The 19,679-nt window shown below is 70.0% G+C and carries 17 protein-coding genes and 2 tRNA genes; 6 read left to right on the top strand and 13 right to left on the bottom strand.

Features of this window, described 5'->3' with window-relative positions:
• The first annotated feature begins 31 nt into the window (after nucleotides 1-31).
• Nucleotides 32-1,699 (top strand): hypothetical protein, encoded by a 1,668-nt coding sequence (locus tag AB0436_RS25215; RefSeq protein WP_366470201.1) that lies wholly within the window; start codon nucleotides 32-34, stop codon nucleotides 1,697-1,699.
• A 49-nt stretch (nucleotides 1,700-1,748) separates the two neighbouring features.
• On the opposite strand, the gene AB0436_RS25210 is transcribed toward AB0436_RS25215, so the two are convergent.
• A complete protein-coding gene (locus AB0436_RS25210; RefSeq protein WP_366470200.1) occupies nucleotides 1,749-2,306 on the bottom strand; it encodes an HIT domain-containing protein in 558 nt (185 codons plus the stop codon).
• A gap of 67 nt (nucleotides 2,307-2,373) precedes the next feature.
• Here AB0436_RS25210 and AB0436_RS25205 point away from each other — a divergent pair, with 67 nt between their 5' ends.
• Nucleotides 2,374-3,042 carry a potassium channel family protein gene (locus tag AB0436_RS25205; RefSeq protein ID WP_366470199.1) on the top strand — a complete coding sequence of 223 codons (669 nt, stop codon included), beginning with the start codon at nucleotides 2,374-2,376 and terminating at the stop codon, nucleotides 3,040-3,042.
• 31 nt (nucleotides 3,043-3,073) lie between these two features.
• Here AB0436_RS25205 and thrS read toward each other — a convergent pair whose 3' ends face one another.
• The 3 genes from thrS to AB0436_RS25190 all read right to left on the bottom strand — a co-directional run bounded on the left by thrS (nucleotide 3,074) and on the right by AB0436_RS25190 (nucleotide 6,971).
• A complete protein-coding gene (gene thrS, locus AB0436_RS25200) occupies nucleotides 3,074-5,050 on the bottom strand; it encodes a threonine--tRNA ligase (protein WP_366470198.1) in 1,977 nt (658 codons plus the stop codon).
• A 131-nt stretch (nucleotides 5,051-5,181) separates the two neighbouring features.
• Nucleotides 5,182-6,405 (bottom strand): hypothetical protein, encoded by a 1,224-nt coding sequence (locus tag AB0436_RS25195; protein ID WP_366470197.1) that lies wholly within the window; start codon nucleotides 6,403-6,405, stop codon nucleotides 5,182-5,184.
• Nucleotides 6,405-6,971: a DUF4365 domain-containing protein gene (locus tag AB0436_RS25190; RefSeq protein WP_365854568.1), complete on the bottom strand. Its 567-nt coding sequence runs from the start codon at nucleotides 6,969-6,971 to the stop codon at nucleotides 6,405-6,407. The genes AB0436_RS25195 and AB0436_RS25190 overlap by 1 nt, the downstream gene beginning before the upstream one ends.
• 176 nt (nucleotides 6,972-7,147) lie before the next feature.
• Here AB0436_RS25190 and AB0436_RS25185 point away from each other — a divergent pair, with 176 nt between their 5' ends.
• The gene (locus AB0436_RS25185) at nucleotides 7,148-7,873 is read left to right on the top strand and encodes a 3'-5' exonuclease (protein WP_365854566.1); all 726 of its coding nucleotides are present in this window, start codon (nucleotides 7,148-7,150) and stop codon (nucleotides 7,871-7,873) included.
• 67 nt (nucleotides 7,874-7,940) lie between these two features.
• On the opposite strand, the gene AB0436_RS25180 is transcribed toward AB0436_RS25185, so the two are convergent.
• Nucleotides 7,941-8,012, bottom strand: a tRNA-Val gene (locus AB0436_RS25180).
• 163 nt (nucleotides 8,013-8,175) lie between these two features.
• Between AB0436_RS25180 and AB0436_RS25175 the strand changes: the two genes are divergently transcribed.
• A complete protein-coding gene (locus AB0436_RS25175; RefSeq protein ID WP_366470196.1) occupies nucleotides 8,176-10,557 on the top strand; it encodes a hypothetical protein in 2,382 nt (793 codons plus the stop codon).
• Between the two features lie 27 nt (nucleotides 10,558-10,584).
• Here the strand turns inward: AB0436_RS25175 and AB0436_RS25170 are convergent, their stop codons facing one another.
• The 7 genes from AB0436_RS25170 to AB0436_RS25140 form a co-directional block, all read right to left on the bottom strand.
• The gene (locus AB0436_RS25170) at nucleotides 10,585-13,326 is read right to left on the bottom strand and encodes a Tat pathway signal sequence domain protein (protein WP_366470194.1); all 2,742 of its coding nucleotides are present in this window, start codon (nucleotides 13,324-13,326) and stop codon (nucleotides 10,585-10,587) included.
• 119 nt (nucleotides 13,327-13,445) lie between these two features.
• Entirely contained in the window at nucleotides 13,446-13,979 is a 534-nt protein-coding gene (locus AB0436_RS25165) for a hypothetical protein (protein WP_366470309.1), read from the bottom strand.
• Between the two features lie 76 nt (nucleotides 13,980-14,055).
• On the bottom strand, nucleotides 14,056-14,922 hold the full coding sequence (locus AB0436_RS25160; protein WP_366470193.1) for a carbohydrate ABC transporter permease: 867 nt from the start codon (nucleotides 14,920-14,922) through the stop codon (nucleotides 14,056-14,058).
• Nucleotides 14,919-15,923 carry a sugar ABC transporter permease gene (locus tag AB0436_RS25155; RefSeq protein WP_366470192.1) on the bottom strand — a complete coding sequence of 335 codons (1,005 nt, stop codon included), beginning with the start codon at nucleotides 15,921-15,923 and terminating at the stop codon, nucleotides 14,919-14,921. Before AB0436_RS25155 ends, AB0436_RS25160 begins: the two co-directional genes overlap by 4 nt.
• Before the next feature lie 11 nt (nucleotides 15,924-15,934).
• Nucleotides 15,935-17,218 carry an extracellular solute-binding protein gene (locus tag AB0436_RS25150; protein WP_366470191.1) on the bottom strand — a complete coding sequence of 428 codons (1,284 nt, stop codon included), beginning with the start codon at nucleotides 17,216-17,218 and terminating at the stop codon, nucleotides 15,935-15,937.
• Between the two features lie 175 nt (nucleotides 17,219-17,393).
• Nucleotides 17,394-17,465: transfer RNA gene (locus AB0436_RS25145), tRNA-Val, on the bottom strand.
• Between the two features lie 54 nt (nucleotides 17,466-17,519).
• On the bottom strand, nucleotides 17,520-17,933 hold the full coding sequence (locus AB0436_RS25140) for a TIGR02611 family protein (protein WP_366470190.1): 414 nt from the start codon (nucleotides 17,931-17,933) through the stop codon (nucleotides 17,520-17,522).
• Between the two features lie 211 nt (nucleotides 17,934-18,144).
• Here AB0436_RS25140 and AB0436_RS25135 point away from each other — a divergent pair, with 211 nt between their 5' ends.
• Both AB0436_RS25135 and AB0436_RS25130 read left to right on the top strand, forming a co-directional pair.
• Entirely contained in the window at nucleotides 18,145-18,558 is a 414-nt protein-coding gene (locus AB0436_RS25135) for an SsgA family sporulation/cell division regulator (RefSeq protein ID WP_003959770.1), read from the top strand.
• A 239-nt stretch (nucleotides 18,559-18,797) separates the two neighbouring features.
• Nucleotides 18,798-19,358, top strand: a complete 561-nt coding sequence (locus AB0436_RS25130; protein ID WP_366470308.1) for a CGNR zinc finger domain-containing protein — start codon at nucleotides 18,798-18,800, stop codon at nucleotides 19,356-19,358.
• A 60-nt stretch (nucleotides 19,359-19,418) separates the two neighbouring features.
• Here AB0436_RS25130 and AB0436_RS25125 read toward each other — a convergent pair whose 3' ends face one another.
• On the bottom strand, nucleotides 19,419-19,577 hold the full coding sequence (locus tag AB0436_RS25125; protein ID WP_365854550.1) for a hypothetical protein: 159 nt from the start codon (nucleotides 19,575-19,577) through the stop codon (nucleotides 19,419-19,421).
• Nucleotides 19,578-19,679: the final 102 nt, after the last annotated feature.

Raw genomic sequence — 19,679 nt, 5'->3', positions numbered from 1 at the left:
GGAATAGCCGCAGCAGCGGTTGGGTGCGGCGATGGGGGCAGCGGTGGCGAACGACGGTTTCGACTTCATTCCTGGGGCTCAGATCCCGCTCCAGGGATCAGCGGGTCAGACCGCTGCCACGCATGCCCTGGCGTCGGCCGCGTACCGGGACAGCCCGGTCGTGGAGATACTCAAGGCGAACAGCGAGTGGCACAAGACCCAGGTGAAAAAGGGCAAGTTCTCGCTCTTCGAGCCCAATCTGGGCGAGTCCTTCTCCCGCGCCGTTCAGGTACGGCTGCTCGGTGGCACCCGCAAGGCGCTCATCCAGTCCTTCGGGACCGAGCCCCAGACGGTGGTGGAGCACTGCCTGGCGGCGACCCGCATCCGCAAGGAACGCGACGCCAAGCTCACCGCCGTGATGGCTGTTTTCGGCCTGGTCTTCCTGCCCGGGCTGCTGCTCTGGCTGGCCGTTTTCCAGCTGCGCCGCACCATCGGCGGGGCGAAGAACCGCGGCGCGGGGGTGCTCGGCACGATCCTGCTGGTCGGCATGGGCGGGCTGGCGGTGCTCTTCCTGGTCAAACTGCCGTTCGGCGGGTTGCCGGCGCTCTACCTGCGGGCGATGATCGTCGCGCCCGTCATCGGTTGGGTGTGGGCCAAGCGGATCTGCGAGACCACCGCCAGAGATATGCGTGCGCGCTGGGACGAGCTGCTGTCCGGCAGCGCCGTCGGCGCCAAGATCCCCGAGGCGGTGCCGCGCAACCCCACCGAGACCGCGGCCGAGCGGCTGCGCCAGTCACTGGCCAAGCTGACCGCCGAGCAGCAGTCCAACGCGGTCTTCTACGCGGGTCCCAAGGGGATATTGGGCATGGGTACCCGCTGGGGCAGCTGGCAGCTCGCCGAGGAGCTGGTCCCCCTCAAGGAGGGCACCGAGATCCATGGTTTCCGCAGCTGGGACGTCATCCGGGCGATTCACGACCGGCTGCGGATGCTGGAGCGCGGCCCCCTGCACACCGGCGGCTTCCCGACTCCCTCCGTCAAGCACTGGATCGTCTCCCCGATCGGGGAGAACGCCGACGAGGTGAGCAGGCCCGACGGCGAGGACGTGGACGCCTTCCAGATCAAGGGTCATGAGATACAGCGGATCTGCAACGAGCAGCAGTTCGGCAGCGGCAACCGTCACTATCTGGGCGTTCAGTTCACACTCTGGGACGGCCAGCTGGTGATCACCATGTTGATCACCGTCACCGTGCTGCACGAGACACTGCGGATCGAAGTGACGGGGCACGCGCTGGGTCCGGTGCACGCGCTCTTCACCACCAAGCCGAAGCCGAAGACCGTAGAGGTCAACAAGGCTGTCAAGTTCTGGGAGACCACCGAACGGCATCTGCCGCTGGTGGAGACCGACGAGGTGGTGCGGCTGACCGCGCGGGCGCCGCTCACCTGGTTCCCCGGCCTGCTCGACTGGGCCGGTGGCCGGATCATCCTCCCCGAGCCCTTCGGTATGCGGCACGCCTGGGCCGACAAGCCGTGGCGGCACCGGTTCATGGCCGACGACGCGATGCGCGCGGCCACGCCGGTGCTGCGGGCGGTGCACGCGGCGGCCATGCGGGTGCTCGACGAGCACGGCGTGGACACCGAGCGCTTCACCACGCGTTCACTGATCGTGAGCGGTCTGATCCAGGACCCGACACCCCGCCAGGCCGACGTCTACGAGGCCTGAGACACAGCCGCTCCCGACACCGGCGCCTGTCGACGGCGGGGAGCGGCTGTCACACCGGCCAGGCGTCGGCGAGCATCTTGCGGGTGTCGGCCAGGAGTTGCGGAAGCACTCGGGTGTGCCCGACCACCGGCATGAAATTGGTGTCGCCGCCCCAGCGCGGGACCACGTGCTGGTGCAGATGCGCGGCGATACCCGCCCCGGCGGCCGCACCCTGGTTCATGCCGATGTTGAAGCCGTGCGCCCCGGACGCCGTACGCAGCGCGGTCATCGCCCGTTTGGTGAAGGCGGCCAGTTCGGCGGTCTCGGGCGTGTCCAGTTCCGTGTAGTCCGCGACATGGCGGAACGGCACGACCATCAGATGGCCGCCGTTGTACGGGTAGAGGTTCAGCACCGCGTACACGTGCAGTCCCCGTGCGACGACCAGGCCGTCCTCGTCGGACTTCGACGGAATCGAGCAGAACGGACACGCGTCGTCCGACCCCGGCCCGGTCGGCTTGTTCTCGCCACGGATGTACGCCATCCGGTGGGGCGTCCACAGACGCTTGAACGCGTCCTGAGTGCCCACTCCGATCTGCTGTTCCGGCTCACTCGTCATGCTGTGCAGCATATGGCTTCCCCCATTCGGAGCGCGTCGCCGGGGCGCTGCCCGGGCCCACTGCGGGGATGCTGTGCCGATGGATGCCAAGGAGGCCGGTGAGCGGCTGTCCCGCTGGGAGGCACGCACCGAGATGCCGCTGTTCGCGCTCTCGCTGCTCTTCCTCGCCTGCTACGCGGTCCGCGTACTGGCCCGGGACACCGATCCGCTGCTGCGGAACGCCGCCCTGGCCGGGTTGCTGGCTGCCTGGCTGGTCTTCGCCGCGGACTATGCGGTGCGGCTGGTCCTGAGCGGTCAGGGCCTGCGCTTCCCGCGGTCGCACGGGCTGGACACGCTGGTGCTGGCCCTGCCGTTGCTGCGACCGCTGCGCATGGTGCGGGTGTACACCGCCGTACAGCGCCGGCGAGCTCAGCCACGGCTGAGTCTGCACGCCCGGGTGATGGCCTATGCGAGTCTCTCCGCGGTGCTGCTCGGTTTCGCCGGGTCGCTGGCCGTCTACAGCAGCGAACGCTCCGCGCCCGGCGCCAGTATCCGCACCTTCGGCGACTCCGTGTGGTGGGCCGCCGCGACTCTTTCCACGGTCGGATACGGGGACGTTTCGCCGGTGACCGGCCTCGGGCGGCTGATCGCGGTGGGGTTGATGGGATGCGGGATCGCCCTGCTGGGTGCGGTCACCGGATCCTTCTCCTCCTGGCTGCTCCAGACCTTCGCCCGGGAGGACGAGAAGCGGCCTCCGGGGAGCGGGTAGCTCTCCGGAGGCCGCTGCCCTGTGCTGCGGATCAGACCTGGACCCGGTCCTCCACGGCCCGCGCGATCTTGGCGATGGCATCGTCGACCGGGATGCCGTTCTCCTGCGAACCGTCGCGGTAGCGGAAGGAGACGGCGCCGTTGGCCATGTCTTCGTCACCCGCGATGATCATGAAAGGAACCTTCTGCTTCTGCTGGTTCCTGATCTTCTTCTGCATCCGGTCGGACGAGGCGTCCACATCGACCCGCAGCCCCTGCTTCCGCGCCTTCGCTGCGAACTCCTGCAGGTACGGGATGTGCGCGTCGCCGATCGGGATGCCGACCGCCTGGACGGGCGCCAGCCAGGCGGGGAAGGCACCCGCGTAGTGCTCGAGCAGCACCGCGAAGAACCGCTCGATGGAGCCGAAGAGCGCGCGGTGGATCATGACCGGGCGCTGCTTGGTGCCGTCCGGCCCGGTGTACTCCAGGTTGAAGCGCTCCGGCAGGTTGAAGTCCAGCTGCACGGTCGACATCTGCCAGGTACGGCCGATGGCGTCCTTGGCCTGGACGGAGATCTTGGGTCCGTAGAACGCGGCGCCGCCCGGGTCGGGGACCAGCGGCAGTCCCTGCTTCTCGGCCACCTGACGCAGCGTCTCGGTGGCCTCTTCCCAGACCTCGTCCGAGCCGACGAACTTCTCCGGGTCCTTGGTGGACAACTCCAGGTAGAAGTCGTTCAGACCGTAGTCGCGCAGCAGCCCGAGCACGAAGGTGAGCGTCTTGTCGAGCTCCTCCGCCATCTGCTCCTTGGTGCAGTAGATGTGCGCGTCGTCCTGGGTGAAGCCGCGGGCCCGGGTCAGGCCGTGTACGACGCCGGACTTCTCGTACCGGTACACAGTCCCGAACTCGAAGAGGCGCAGCGGCAGTTCACGGTAGGACCGGCCCCGCGCATCGAAGATCAGGTTGTGCATCGGGCAGTTCATGGGCTTGAGGTAGTAGTCGGTGCCCTCGTCGAGCTGCATGGGCGGGTACATGCCGTCGGCGTACCAGTCCAGGTGCCCCGAGGTCTCGAACAGCTTCCCCTTGGTGGCATGCGGGGTGTAGACGAACTCGTACCCCTCCTCCTCGTGACGCTTGCGCGAGTAGTCCTCCATCACCCGGCGGATGATGCCGCCCCTGGGGTGGAAGACCGCGAGACCCGAGCCGATCTGCTCCGGGATCGAGAAGAGGTCCAGCTCGTTGCCGAGCTTGCGGTGGTCGCGCTTCTCGGCCTCAGCCAGAAATTCGAGGTGTGCCTTCAGCTCGTCCTTCGACGGCCATGCGGTGCCGTAGATCCTCTGCAGCATGGGATTCTTCTCGCTGCCCCGCCAGTACGCGGCAGCGTTGCGCATCAGCTTGAACGCCGGAATGTTCCGGGTGGTGGGCAGGTGCGGACCCCGGCAGAGATCCTTCCAGCACAGGTCGCCGGTCTTGGCGTCGATGTTGTCGTAGATCGTGAGCTCACCCGCGCCCACCTCGACATCCGCGCCGTCGTCGGTCGACGCCGAGCCCTTGAGCCCGATGAGTTCCAGCTTGTACGGCTCGGCGGACAGCTCCTCGCGGGCTGCCTCGTCGGTGACGACCCGGCGCGAGAACTTCTGTCCCCGCTTCTGGATCTCCTGCATCTTCTTCTCGATGGTCTTGAGGTCCTCGGGGGTGAACGGCCGCTCGACATCGAAGTCGTAGTAGAAACCGTCCTTGACCGGCGGCCCGATCCCCAGCTTCGCGTGCGGGAACAGCTCCTGCACGGCCTGCGCCATCACGTGCGCGGTGGAGTGCCGGAGGATGTTCAGGCCGTCCTCGGAGGAGATCTCGACGGGCTCGACGACCTCGCCGTCCACCGGCTCGTAAGCAAGGTCGCGCAGCTCTCCCCCGACCCGGGCCGCCACGATGGTGCGCTCACCGGCGAAGAGCTCGGCTGCCGTAGTGCCCGTCGTCACCACGCGCTCTTCCCGCTCGGAATCGCGTTGGATGATCACACGGACGTCTGACACCGGTCTCTCCTGACTCACGGGGCGCGGCAGCGGAAACACTGCGCGGGTGAATCGTACCGAGCCCGGGGAGCCCAATGCGAAACGGTTAACGAACGGCTCCCGGCGTGCCCCGTCCTGCCCGGCCGGTCCGGTCAGAGATCTCCGGTGCAGGCCTCCTCGAAGAAGTCGAGGTTCTCCTGGAGCGCCTTCATCAGCCGGTCCCGCTCCGTCTCGTCCACCTTCACCGGCGCCACCCCGTCCGCCCCGGTCAGCCGGCGGAAGCCGCCGCGACTCTGCAGCCTGCCGTACACCCGGATCGGCAGGCCCACCAGGTGGGCGTGGCCGGCGATGCGGTAGGCCTCCTCGTCCAGCACCATCCGGATATAGGGGACCTCGGCCCCGGCCAGCACCCGCAGCCGAACCGTTCCGGGGCCGCCCGGTGCGGAGCGCCGCATCCGGACCACCGCGCCGGTGATCCGTACCGGCAGCGAGGGCTCGTCCTCCAGGTAACGCGCGCCCGCCCGGCGCAGGGCGGGCAGGTCGCCCGGTGAGAACTCGACCGGTTCCGGCCGCGCCGCGCAGCCCGGCGGTGCTCCCGCGGCGGGTGACCAGGCGAGCGTGATCCTGGCTCCCTCGGTGCCCCGGACGAGCGCGACGACCGCTTCGGTCAGCTCGCGGCTGACCCCGGCCTGCACCGCGGTGTCGAAGGCGTCCATCGCACCGGTCGCCCGCTGGTAGTCCACGGCCTCCCGAGTGGCATGCAGGGCGTGGTGCAGCCGGACCACGGCGGAACGGCCCTGCTCCACGGGGACGAAGGCGGTCAGCCCCCGTCCGTCCGGTGCCGGTCCGACCAGTGCGCCCTCCAGCGACGACTGAGCCTGTCGGCGGTGCCGGGCGCCGTAGTACCCGGCACGGCCGCGGGCGGCCAGCGCGCCGGCCAGCAGCATCTGGCGGGCCGCTGCGCGCAGTTGCTCCTGCACGGTCCAGAGGGCGACCCCGGACGGACCTTCGGCCATCTCCCGCGACCAGCGGATCTCGTCGCTGGACACGGAGAGCGCGACCAGCACCTCACGGGCCGAGGGCGCCGCGCAGCGGGCCAGCGCGGTGAGTGCCTCGGCCAGCACGTCCTCGCTGTCCGGGAAGGCCCGGCTCTCGGGGACGAGCACGCTGGTGCCGCGGCCGGCCGGGCCGGGCGGTGTCCAGCGCGCATAGCGTCCGGCGGCACCGCCGCGCCGCCGCCAGCCGTGCCGGCCGAGCAGCGCGCCGAGCACGACGGGGTCGACCAGGGAAGGGGACGGCCCGGAACCGCCGTCCCACACGCCGGGGGCGTCGACCGGGTGGGGGCGCATGGGTTCGTCGATCGGGCGGTGCTGCATCAAGGTCTCCCTCCGGCCCCGACACGGGTCATGATGTCGCAGAGGGCCCGGTCGTCGAATATCCGCGAGGTCGGGATCCGCACGGTGGTCCGGTGCCTGCCCGTCACGGGGTGGCCCGCCAGGTTCGTCCAGTAACAGCAGTGCCGCAGGTCCAGCCGGTCGTGACCGGCCCGCAGCCATTCGTCCTGGGTCCGCGGCACCAGCATCACGACCAGGATCTTGTGCACCGAGACCGGGGTGCGGGCCAGCTTCACCAGATGGGCGTTGTCGAGCGTGAAGGAAAAGGCCCCGCCCGGCGGGTCGGGGGCTATCTGATAGGTGCATTTGAGCTGCACCTTGATCGTCACCTCGTCGTCCACCGTGTGTCCGGCGGCGCCGTGGCTCACATGCCAGTCGATGCCGTTGTCCGGAAAGGGCTGGGAGAGCGAGCAGCCCGAGGCCGCCGCCACCGCGTGGAGGTAGCCGACTTGGAGGGTTTCCATACAGGCCGTGGTGGCGAGCGAGCCGCGCAGCGGCGCGAACCGCTCGGGTACCAGGCCGCCCCGTTCGGGCTGCGCGAGCGCCATGACTGTGGTGTGCCTTCCGGATGACTGTGCCAACCGACTTTCCCCGTGGCGGGCCGTCAATGTCCTGGCCCGTCACCTGTGTTGTCTCCGGTCGGCGTATGTCGCAAACAGCCGGGTATCACCGAATCGGGCAGATGTTGCACACCACCTGCCAAGTGAGCGCGAGGAGTTGGGACATGCCGTGCTGGTACGAGGGGCCTCTGGCCGCATTTGACACCGAGACAACCGGCGTCGACGTCGAGGACGACCGCATCGTTTCGGCCGCCCTGGTGGTGCAGGACGCCGCGGGCGGGCGCCCGCGCATCACCCGCTGGCTGGTGAACCCGGGCGTCCCGGTGCCCGCCGGCGCCACCGAGATACACGGGCTGACCGACCTGCATCTGCAGCGCAACGGCCGCTGGCCCTCGCCGGTGGTGGCGGAGATAGCGAAGGCGCTGGCCGAGCAGTGCGCCGCGGGGCGCCCGCTGGTGGTGATGAACGCGCCCTTCGATCTCACCTTGCTGGACCGGGAGTTGAGGCGCCATCGGGCCTCTTCGCTGGACCGGTATCTCGGCGACTCCCCGCTGCGCGTACTGGACCCGAGGGTGCTGGACAAACACCTGGACCGCTATCGCAAGGGCCGCCGGACGCTGACCGATCTGTGCGAGCAGTACGCGGTGGTGCTGGACGGCGCCCACGACGCGGCCGCCGATGCGGTGGCCTCGTTGGAACTCGTGCGGGCGATAGGGCGACGCTTCGCGGCCCGCCTAGAGCGCCTGACCCCCACCGAGCTGCACGCGCTGCAGGCCGGTTGGCATGCGGCACAGGCGCGCGGTCTGCAGGCCTGGTTCGCCCGTCAGGGCACGCCGGAGACCGTGGACCCGGCCTGGCCGCTGCGGCCCGAGCTGACGGCGGCGGCCTGACCGGCCGTGCGCGAGCCCGGGCAGGCAAAAAGGCCGGTCCGTCGATGGACGGACCGGCCTCTCCCGGTGGGCGATACTGGGTTCGAACCAGTGACCTCTTCGGTGTGAACGAAGCGCTCTCCCACTGAGCTAATCGCCCGGGAACGGACTGAACCATACAGGGCTCCCGGTGCTTCGTTCAAACTCCTTCCGGCAGCTCGGGCCGCTCCCTGCGCAGGTCGCCGGGGACCGGATACTCAGCACCGGTCTGAGTATCCGAGCGCCTGTACGGGGCCGGGTGGCCGGGACCACACTCATCGCTCATGGAGAACCTTCCGCCGCCCGCGCAGGAGCTCGCGCTCCTCGACCGCGAGCTGGCGCAACTCGACGCACGCAGGTATCAGTTGCTGGCCCGCCGGGCCTGGCTGGTCGCCGCCCTGCAGCCGGGCGTCGCCCGGTCGCCGGGCCGGCCGTGGGCCGCCACCCCGTCGCCCGCCGGGAGCGCGCCGCGGTCCGAGACCTCGCCGCCCAGTGCGCAGCACGTGCTGCTCACCCTCGGCGGTGTGCTGCTGACGATCGCGGCGATCGCCTTCACCGTGGTGAGCTGGGGCCACCTGGGCATCGGCGGCCGGGCAGCCGTGCTCGGCGCGGTCACCGCCGTCGCGTTGGCGATCCCGGTGGCCCTGCTGCGGCGTGGGCTGGTGTCGACGGGCGACTCGGTGGCGGGCATCGGCCTGGCCCTGACGGTGCTCGACGCCTATGCGCTCCATCAGGTCGCCGCGCCGGACACCGGCGGCATCGCCTTCGCAGCCGGTTCCTCGGCCGTGCTGGCGCTGCTCTGGGCGGGGTACGGCACGGCGCTGGGCAGGCTGCGGCTGCCGCTGCCCGCCACGGTGGTCTCGGCCCAGCTGCCGCTGCTGCTGTGGGCGGCCGCGGCCGGCGCAGGTCCCCTCTTCACGAGCGGGGCGCTGCTGGTCACCGCGGCCGGCGACGTGGCTGTCCTGCTGTGGCACAAGGGCGTGGTGGTGCGCACCGTCGCCTGCGCCGGTGCCTGCGTCACGGGCGCAGGCGCGTTGCTGACGGCCGGTCGGCTCTCGGTGGTCGCCGACACGGCGGGCGCGGCGGTCGTGCCGGGCGTGGTGCTGCTGACCGGCGCCGCACTCGCGTTGTTCGCCGCATGGCGTTTTCCCTCGGCGCTCCCGGCCGGCGCGGCGGGGCTCGCAGCCGTGGCCGCGGTCGCCGGGGTGGCCCGGCATGGCGTCGCGGACGACTGGACGCCGGTCCTGGTCCTGGTGTGTGGGATCGCCCTGTTGACGGTGGTCCGCACCCGTGCTGCGCGCCCGCCGGCGCACGGGCTCATCGGTGCGTCCTGCGGGATCCAGGCAGCGGTGGCCGTCTGGGCGGCGCCGGCCGCGCCGCTGGCGGTGCTGACACCGGTGGCCCGGGCGCAGAAGCCCTGGACGGGTGTGCCGCACACGCTGCAAGTGTCCTGGCCCGGCCTGTCGGCCGCGCCGGTGGCGCTGCTCCTGATCGCGGCGGTCCTCACGGTGGTGCACCGGTCGGCCGGTGCGACCGCGCGGTGGCGTACCGAGGCAGCCTGCGGTGCCATCGCCCTGGGCGGGGCAGCGGCGTGCGTCGTCCCGGCCGCCGCCTCGCTGCCGTACCCGGCGGCCGTCGCCTGGTATGCGGCGCTGACGACGGTGGCCCTGGCCGCGGCCGTGCGCCTGAGCACGACAGCCCCGGGTGGGCCGGCGGCGACCGCGCTCGGCTGCGTGGTGGCGGGCGCCTTCGTCGTCACCGCGACGGCTCTCGCCTCGGAGCCGGCCACCCTCGCCGTGCTGGGGCTGCTCGCCGTGCTCTTCGGCGCGGCGGCCACCGTGCCCGGTGCCGGTCCGGTGCGGCCCCTCGCGGCAGGTGCCGCTGTGCTGTACGCGACCGGGCTGGCCTGCGCCACCGGCGCGGCGCTCGGGCTCCCGCTGCCCGGGACGGCGTTGCTGCTTCTGGTGGTGCCCGCCACCGCCGCCGTGCTGGCCGCCCGCTTGCACCGCCACCCGGCGGCGCCGCCGGTCGAGATCACCGCGGCGGCGGCCGGCCTGCTCTCCGTCGTCCTGGCGATCGGCGACACTCCGGTGCTGGCGCTGGTTCTCGCGCTGTGCGGGGTGATCGCGGCGGGCACCGCGGTGCGCCCCGAGCGGCGCGCCGTCGGCTACGCGGCGACCGTGCTCTTCGTGCTGGCCACCTGGGTGCGTCTCGCGGCGTCCGGGGTCTCCGCCCCCGAGGCGTACACCCTGCCGGCCACGATCCCCGCGCTGGCGGCCGGTCTGCTGCGCCGCCGCCGCGATCCGCGGGCCTCGTCGTGGACGGCGTACGGACCGGGGCTGGCGGCGACGCTGCTGCCGAGTCTGCTCGCGACGTGGGGCGACCCGCACTGGCTGCGTCCTCTGCTGCTGGGCGCCGCGGCGCTGACCGTCACGCTGACCGGCGCGCGGCTGCGGCTGCAGGCCCTGCTCGCCCTGGGCGGGGTGGTGCTCGCCCTGGACGCTCTGCACGAGTTGGCGCCGTACATCGTTCAGGTGGTCGGCGTGCTCCCCCGCTGGCTGCCGCCGGCGGTCGCGGGCCTCCTGCTGCTGGCGGTCGGCGCGACGTACGAACAACGGCTGCGGGACGCACGCCGACTGCGGGACCGGCTGGCGCGGATGCGCTGACCGGCCGGTCCCCGCGGACGGTAGTGCTCAGCTGGGCATCTTGTCCCCGAGAAGTGCCAGGTTCTCGATCGCCGCCAGGCCGTACAACGAGGTGTCGTTGGTGTAGACCCAGTTCGCCTCGCTGCCCGGCACCAGGGTGACCGGGCCGGTGACCTTCTCGGTGGTCCAGGGCGCGGACTCCTTGTATCCGTCGCTGTTGTAGAACTTCTGCCAAGCGCGGGCCGTCAGCTTGGGGTCGCCGGTCTGCACGGCGGCGTAGGCATCCAGCCGCGAATGGCCTTGGAAGAGCAGCAGCGTGCCGAAGTTCGAGCCGTACCGGGCTGCTTGTTCGGCCTTGGTTGCGTTGAAGTAACGGCAGTAGTCGAGGTATGCCTCCTTGAACTTCGGCATGTCCACGCTGTCGATGAGTTCGGCGCAGAGTTCGTTGAGGCCGAAGACCGCCGAGAGGTGCGAGACCGAGACGACGGGCTTGTCGGCCACGGCGAACTTCCCGGTGTCCAGGTCGTACAGCCCGCTGCCCTGAACGAAGCCGTTGGGCTGGGCGGCGATGGTCTCCATGGTGGAGAGCACCCGGGCCTTGGCCTTCTCCGCCTCGGGTCCGCCGCGCTCCCACTCGGTGAGCCAGGCCGAGACGAGGCCGCTCCAGTCGGTACCGAAGCCGATGGACAGTGCGTTCCGGTCGGGGGTGTAGGGATCGGTGCGGACCTTGCGCTGCGGGTCGAGGACCATGAAGGTCTCGTCCGAGTCGACATTGGCGTGCATCAGGTCGCCCACCCGCTCGTCGGCGGTGAGGAAGTAGTAGAAGCGCCGGTAGGTGGTGTTGGCGATCCGCTGCTGCTTCGCGCTGTCGGCGAAGTGCTGGACCCCGTGCCGGGTACCGAGGCCGGCCCACTGACCGAGGTGGTAGACGTCCACCTCACCGGTGTGCCGGGTGAGCGCCTCGGCGAAGCGGAAGATGTCGGCGCGCCCGGAGCGCAGGTAGGCGTACCAGAGCCAGATGTCGGGCGACAGTTCGGAGTTGTCCCAGGCGTAGCCGCCGACGTCGTAGCGCCACTGGTGGCGGGCCGGGTCGTAGGAGTGCATGAAGTCTCCGTAGTCCCAGAAGCCGTACCAGCGGCGCATCTCCACCTGGTCGCGGTAGTAGGTGAAGAGGAAGTCCAGATGGTCCTCGATCTTCGCCTTGGCGGGTGTGGAGCGGTCGGGCTCGGAGAAGAGTCCGCCGAAGACCTTCGCCGCGATGGACTGGGCGGGCGGCGCGACCAGCTGGGGCAGCGTACGCACGACTTCGGCCTGCTGGGCGAGTACCTCGGCCGACGGCGTCGATCCATTGGCCCAGAAGACGAGTTCGCTGGTCCTGGCGATGCCGTACGGGGTGCCGAACTCCGGCTCGTAGTCCTCGTAGGTGATCTCCAGTCCCTCCAGTTGCTTGGCGTAGGTGTCCTGGCCCATGCCGTCGTGGTAGAACCGCAGATCCATCGGCTGCGCCTCCGGCGACCAGAGCCAGAGGGTGACGTCGGCCCGGTCGGTGTGGGCACCGCGGATGTCGAGCTGGGCGGGGTGTTTCTGCCAGAAGTCGCGCAGCCCGAAGGAGAGTCCGCCGCTCGCCCCGCCGACGTATCCGAAACCGGATGCGCGCCGGCCGCCGCCCGCCGGGATCCAGCCGTGACCCCCGGTGGTGCGCTTGCGCAGGGTGAAGCCGTCCGCGGACAGCTGGCTCAGGGTGTAGTCGCCCCAGGTGGGGATGAGCGGCAGCCGGGTGGTGACGCGCTGGTCCCAGGTGGCCGGGTCGGGCAGCTTCTCGCCCGCGAACTGCGCGGCCTGTACGGCGGCGCCCGGATCCCGGCGGAGCCCCGTGATGCCCTTGACCGCCTCGCGCAGCATCCCGGCGTCGTCACCGCCGATACGGATGTGCCGGTCGTAGGCTTCGTCGCGCATCGGAACGCTGAACCGGACACCGAGGCCGCGGATGAAGTCGCCGGATGAGCGGCCGGGGGTCTGCTCGCCGTCGAAGGTGACGGTGTGCACCATGCGGAAGGAATCGGCGCCCGCGTAGAAGTAGAGGCGCACCGAGAAGGGCAGCCAACGGCGGCTCCCCTTGCGGTGTTTGCCGTCGATCCGGATCACCGCGCGCACCGGGCCGCGCTGTTCGACGGTGGCCCCGGTGATCTCGCCGTCGAACCGCTCCCACCGGGCGTTGCCCTGATCGTCGTCGTCGAACTCGCCCTGTCGCAGCAGTACGAGCCGGCCGTTCGACGCGATCTCGGTGCCGCCGCGGGTCAGCGAATCGATGAGCCGGTGGCCGTTGTGCGCGATGACGGCCTCGATGACCCCGGTGCGCACGGTGATGCGGCCGCCCTTCTCACTGACCGTCACCTCCTTCGCGGGCGCGGCGGCCGTGCCGCCCGGGGTGAGCCGATAGCTCTTGTCTCCCGCCAGGCCTTCGGCGGCCGCGTGCGCGGTCCACTTGAGGGATCCGTCGGGCCAGGTCGCGGTGGTCCAGGTCTGTACGGGGAGCTGCTTGCCGTCGGCGGTGGCGAGGGCGAAGGTCTGGTCCTTGCCGTACTGCCCCTTGGGCCAGGGGACGCCGAAGGTACTGCCCGGGGCGGCGCCGAGCCCGCCCTCCTCCAGCCAGGTGATGTCGACCGGGCCGTCAGCGGACCGCACTGCTGCGGTCGCCGTGCCGGCACCGCCGAGTACCCAGGAGAACGGGGTGGCCGCACCGGCCAGGACTGCTGCCTTGAGGACGTGACGCCGGGGAATCGGGGACATCGGGACTCCACTCATGAAGGTCAGGTACGCAGGTCAGGTGCATGACAGTCTGTGAGATCGTGCTGTACGGCCCCGGGCAAGCACGGACGAATCCGGGCCAACCCGGCGGCCGTGGCGGGTCAGCGCAGAGCAGCGCGCCGTTCCAGAGCCACGGCCGCCGCCGCGAGACAGCCGACGGCCGGGACGGCGAGCGGCGGGACCTGCCAGGCAGAGGCCGCGACCGCGGCGAACCCCCCGACGAGCAGCAGGGACCCCCCGAGATCAACGGTCCGCACGAGCCGCCAGGGACGGCCGGGCCGCCAGGCCGCCGCCGTGCGCAGCCCGGCGACGGCGACCGCCGGCAGGCCGAGCGCCGCGACGGCGATCAGCAGCGGACCGCCGGGCAGCAGCCCCGAGCGGGCCACTCGCCAGTCGAAGACGAGCAGGGCGATCACCGCCCACCACAGCAGCGAGAAGCGCCGGCCGCTGCGCGCCGCTTCCCGTACATCGGCGGCGAACTCCCGCCAGCCGCTGGGCCGGCTCTCCAGGTGGCGCCGCAGATGGGCACAGCCGGCGGCGAACGCCGGAAGGAGGGTGACCAGAGGCAGCGCGGCGACCGCCAGCCAGACACCGGTGAGCAGCGATTCGGCGAAGATCGCGAAACGCGAGTGCAGGACGGTCTCGTGGTGCCGGGCGCGGCGACCGGCCTGCTTCGCCCGCCGTGCCGTACGCGTCGGATTCACCACGCCGTCAGCCCTTCAGTCCCGAGGTCGCCATGCCGTCGACCAGATAGCGCTGGAAGGCCACGAAGAACGCCAGCACTGGTAGCAGAGCCACCATCGACATGGCCACCATCCCGCCGTAGTCCGCGACGGCGTCCTGGTCGACGAACATCTTCAGACCCATCGAAACGGTGTACTTGTCGGGCTCGTTGAGATAGATCAGCGGCCCGAGGAAGTCGTTCCAGGAGTTGATGAAGGTGAAGATCGCGCTGGTGATCAGGGCCGGCCTGCACAGCGGCAGCACGATCGACCAGTAGATCCGCAGGTGCCCGCAGCCGTCGAGCCGGGCCGCCTCGTCCAGTTCCCGCGGCAGGTTCCGCATGAACTGCATCATCAGAAAGACGAAGAAGGCGTCCGTGGCCAGATACTTGCCCAGCAGCAGCGGAGTGTAGGTGTTGATCAGGGACAGCTTCTGGAACAGCACGTACTGCGGGATCAGCAGGACGTGGTACGGCAGCAGCAGCGTGCCGATCATGACGGCGAACAGCGCGTTGCGCCCGGCGAACTTGATCCTGGCGAACGCGTAGGCCGCCAGGGAGCAGGAGATCAGCACGCCGATCACCGAACCGACGGCAAGGAAGAGGGAGTTGACGAAGAACGTGGAGATCGGGATGTCCGCGATGCCCTCGGCGAGCCGGCTGTAGTTCCTGGTGATCGGATCGGTGGGGAACAGGTCCAGGCTCCCGACGATCCGGTCGCTGGGTTTCAGCGAGCCGCCGATCACCCAGACCGCCGGATAGAGCACCACGGCCAGGATCGCCAGCGCCCCGATGTGCCAGGCCAGTGAGCCGGCGCTCGTCCTGCGGTGGCCACTGCGCACGGTCGTTGTCGTCACCGGCTCGCCTCCTCGTAGTACACCCAGCGTTTCTGGGACCAGAACAGGACCGCCGTCACCAGCCCGACGGTGACCAGCAGCACCCACGCCATGGCGGAGGCGAAGCCCATCCGGCCGCCGGCGAAGCCCTGGTCGTAGAGGTAACAGGTGTAGACGAGGACGGAGTCGGCAGGACCGCAGCTGGAGCCGGCGCTGCCGAGGATGTAGGCCGAGCCGAAGATCTGGAAGGAGTGGATGGTCTCCAGCAGCAGATTGAAGAAGAGCACCGGGGAGATCATCGGCAGGGTGATGCTCCAGAACCTCCGCCAGGTGCCCGCGCCGTCGACCTCGGCCGCCTCGTAGAGTTCGCGGGGCACCTGCTTCAGCCCCGCGAGGAAGATCACCATCGGGGCGCCGAACTGCCATACCGTGAGCAGCACCAGGGAGTAGATCTTCCACTCCGGGTTGCTGATCCAGCCGCCGGCGTGGATACCGAAGAGCTGCTGCACCCGGTCGACGACGCTGCCGTCCGAGAAGAGCGCCCGCCACACGATGGCGATGGACACACTCGCGCCGATCAGCGAGGGGGTGTAGAAGGCGGCCCGGTAGAAGGCCTGCCCCCGGCGGTTCTGATGGAGCAGCAGGGCCACCCCGAGCGCCAGCAGCAACTTCAGGGGCGTGCCGACGGCCACGTACTGCAACGTCACCCGGACCGACTTCTGCCAGCGCGGATCACCGAACATCTCGGCGAAGTTGTGCAGGCCGATCCACTTCGGAGCGTCGAAGAGGTCGTAGTCGGTGAACGACAGGTAGAGCGATACGAGCATCGGCCCCGCGGTGAGAATCAGCAGGCCGGCCACCCACGGGGCGAGGAAGAGATAGCCGGCCAGATTCTCCCGCCGGCCCCGGCCCGGGCCCCGGCCCCCGCTCCCGGGGGTGCCCGGGCCGTCGGCCCCCGGGCCGGATCGGGTGCCGGGGCTCCTGACGGACCTCTTCGGCCCGGCCTCCTCGACATGCGCCACCGCAGACCCCCTCACGACGCCAGCGCGGTCTTTGCTTCGGAGAAGAACTGCGTGACGGCCTTGGCCACCGACGTGGTCTGCAGACTCACGTCGGTGCCGATGCGCAGGAAGGCGGCCTCGCAGGTGTCGGCGCCCGCCGGGTGCGGCGTGATGGTCTGCAGGATCCCGGCGTCGGCGATCTGCGTCTCGTAGGCGGAGATGCCCTGCGAGACGGTGTCCGTCGGCTTGAACGCATTGAACTGTGCGGTCGTCGCGGGAACGCCCCGGTCGAAGCCCATGATCCTGCCGACCTCCGGGTCGTGGACCATGAAGTTGATGAACTGGGCCACTTCCGCGGGGTGCCTGGTCCGCGCCGACCCGCTGAGCATCAGGGAACCGAGGTACTGACCGGTGGTTTTTCCGTCCGTCGACGGGATGGGGGCCAGGCCGTAGTTTCCCTTGCCCTCGGCGGTGTAGCGCACCGAGAAGTTGTCCCAGGTGAACTCCCCGCCCGAAAGCCCGGCCGAGAGGCCCGCCTTGGGCTTGACCTGCTCGATCTTCTTCGGGTCGGCGTAGATCCCGGACTTCACTCCGTCGAGGCCCTTGGTCCACCACTCGGTGAGGTCCGCCTCGGTGAAGCCCAGCTGTTTGTCCGTGAAGAACGCCTTGCCGGCCTGCCGCAGCACCAGGTCGTAGACGTACATGATCCCCATCGGCCCCGAGTCACCACCGATGTGCTGGGTGTCACGGATCTTCTTGAGGCCCGCGTAGTAGTCGTTCCAGGTCCAGCCGAGCTCCGGGGTGATCCCGGCCTTCCGGTACGCGTCCTTGTCGATCACCAGCGCCATCGAGTTCGAACCCACGGGCACGCCGAGGAGCTTGCCGTCGACCTCGCCGAACTTCGCCAGCCCGGCCCGGAAGCCGGCCATGCTCAGATGGCCCGCGCTCACCTGCTGCTTGAGATCGAGCAGCACGTGCTTGTCGTTGTACTTGCGCAGGAAGCCGATGGCGTTCTGGAAGACGTCCGGCGGATTGCCGCCGGACGCCTGGGTCTGGAACTTGGTCCAGAAGTCGGCGTAGGGCTGGAAGTCGGTCTTGATCTTGATCTTCGGGTATCGCTTCTCGAAGAGCGCGATGGTCCGGTTGATCTTCTTGGCCCGATCGTCCGCCCCCCACCACGCATACCGCAGCGTGACCGTGCCGCCGCCGGATCCATCGCCCGCGCCGCACCCGGCGGCCGTCAGGCCGAGCGCGGCCACGGACGCGCCGGCCGCTCTCAGCAGGCTACGGCGGTCAACACTCCCAGTCGTGTGCACAGTTCGGCCTCCGCAAATTTTGAAACGTTTTAGGAAAGCGCTTGCGGGACAAGGTAGAAAGCCCGGGCGAAGCCGTCAACAGTTCGGACGAAAATCCTCGAAGCGATTCGATGTCGGCCCAGGAAAATGCCGATGGCCCGGAGGCGGGAAGCCTCCGGGCCATCGGTCCGGGCGGTGGGCGATACTGGGTTCGAACCAGTGACCTCTTCGGTGTGAACGAAGCGCTCTCCCACTGAGCTAATCGCCCGGGCGTGGAACAAACATTACCGCATGGGCGAGGCCGCCCCGGACCACCCCGGGATCAGTGGTTGATCTTCCACGGCATGACGAATCCGAACTGCCGGACGTAGACAGCCACCAGCACCGCCACGATCACCAGCCCGATCGACGTCAGCACGAGGTTCCGGCGGCGCACCTTGGGGTCGAGCGCCTTCTGCGCAGCCTCGGTGACCTTCCGCTTCGTCCAGCGGAGCACCAGTTGGGCCCAGACGAACTCGGTCGCCCAGATCGCCATACCGCCGAAGATCACCACCCAGCCGGGGCCCGGCAGCGGCAGCAGCACCACGCCCCCGGCGACCACGGCGAGGCCCAGCAGGAACACGCCGACCTGCCAGCTCAGATGGAGCGCTCTGGACGCCTTGACGAACGCGGGCGCCCGGGAGCCGAGCGCCGGCTCGGAGGCGGACTCGTCCCGCCGGTCACTCTGCGTACCCATACCTCCCAACCTACCCGACCGGCCGGGCCGAGCAGCGACTCACATCGCTTCACCGCAATGGCCTAATGGCGTCAAGCAACGTTCCGCCGTACGAGGGACCTGAAGGGCCACAAAACGGTCAGAGGGGTTTACAACGGCACCGTAGGTGGCATGTCGATTTCGCCGACGTGCGAATCCCCGAGCGCACACTGAGCGAAAGGCCCTGGCGCTTATGAACACCACGGTCAGCTGCGAGCTGCACCTGCGCCTCGTTGTGTCGAGCGAGTCATCACTGCCTGTACCCGCGGGCCTGCGGTATGACACGGCCGATCCGTATGCCGTGCATGCCACCTTCCATACCGGAGCCGAGGAGACCGTGGAGTGGGTCTTCGCCCGCGATCTCCTCGCCGAGGGGCTGCACAGGCCCACCGGCACCGGTGACGTCCGAGTCTGGCCGTCCCGCAGCCACGGTCAGGGCGTCGTCTGCATCGCCCTGAGCTCTCCGGAGGGCGAAGCCCTGCTCGAAGCCCCAGCGAGGGCCCTGGAGTCGTTCCTGAAGCGGACCGACGCCGCCGTGCCACCCGGTACGGAACACCGTCACTTCGACCTTGACACCGAGCTCTCACACATCCTGGCCGAAAGCTGAGCCAGACTGCGAGACGCCCGGCGCCGTCCGACTCGGGGCGACGGCGCCGCGCACAATCACATAGGGCAGATGCCGAGCGTCGCTCCCGTCGAATCCATCGCGGGGCGGCGTTCGCTGCGCTCCACCCGTCGCACCTCTCCGCTCCGGCAGCCGGGCCATGCCTGGGTCCCGGCCGGCCGAGCGACTAGAGTCGGCCAGCATCGGCGGGCGCCGGCCCGCCGCCGGCCAGGGAGCGCATGGTGCTGATCCCCCACGACACCCGGATCGCCCTCGACGCGGTAGTCGGTCTGGTGAACACCACTCCCGAGGAGAGCGGGGACGCCGATCCACTCGCCGACGTCGCCGGGCTGTACGCGTTCGTCCAGCAGTATTCGGTCAGCGGAGTCGGCAGCCTCGGGGAAGAGGACAGGAAAGCCGTGCTGGCGGTCCGGCAGCGGTTCGCCGACGTGTTCGCGGCGCCCGACCCCCGTACCGCGGCCGAGCTCGTCAACGGGCTGGTGGCCTCGGCGGGCACCACCCCGCAGCTCACCGACCACGACGGCTACGACTGGCACGTCCACTACTTCGCCCCCGGTGCCTCGATCGCCGACCACCTGGCCGCCGACGGCGGCATGGCGCTGGCCTTCATCGTTGTGGCGGGCGAGCAGGAGCGGCTGCGCCGCTGCGAAGCACCGGACTGCGGGCATGCCTTCGTCGACCTCTCGCGCAACCGCTCCCGGCGCTACTGCGACAGCCGCACCTGCGGCAACCGGCTGCACGTCGCCGCCTACCGGGCCCGGCGCAAGGCGGCCACGAACTGACGCGGCGGCGCCCAGCAGAAGGTGGCCGAGCCACCGCGGAAAGAGTCACAGCAGGAGGAGTCACAGCAGAAAGAGATCGTGCACGGCCGCCATCAGCAGCAGGCAGCCGATCACCCCGAGAAAGATCATGAGGGGTGGCTGGGAGAGCGCGAAGAGGCAGCCACGCGGCTCAGGGGCAGGGGTGGGGGCGGCGACATCGTCCCGCGAGGTATCGAGCATCTCGGCCCGATGATGACGCAGCGGAGGACGATTTCGCCGGCCAACACGCATGTGTTCATGGGGAGTTCGCTGGATGTCGCGGGCTGCGGGACATGCGTACGG

Origin of the sequence: Streptomyces sp. NPDC051322 (assembly GCF_040689485.1) — a bacterium.
Classification (GTDB): domain Bacteria; phylum Actinomycetota; class Actinomycetes; order Streptomycetales; family Streptomycetaceae; genus Streptomyces.
This window is presented reverse-complemented; position numbering and strand designations above follow the sequence as displayed.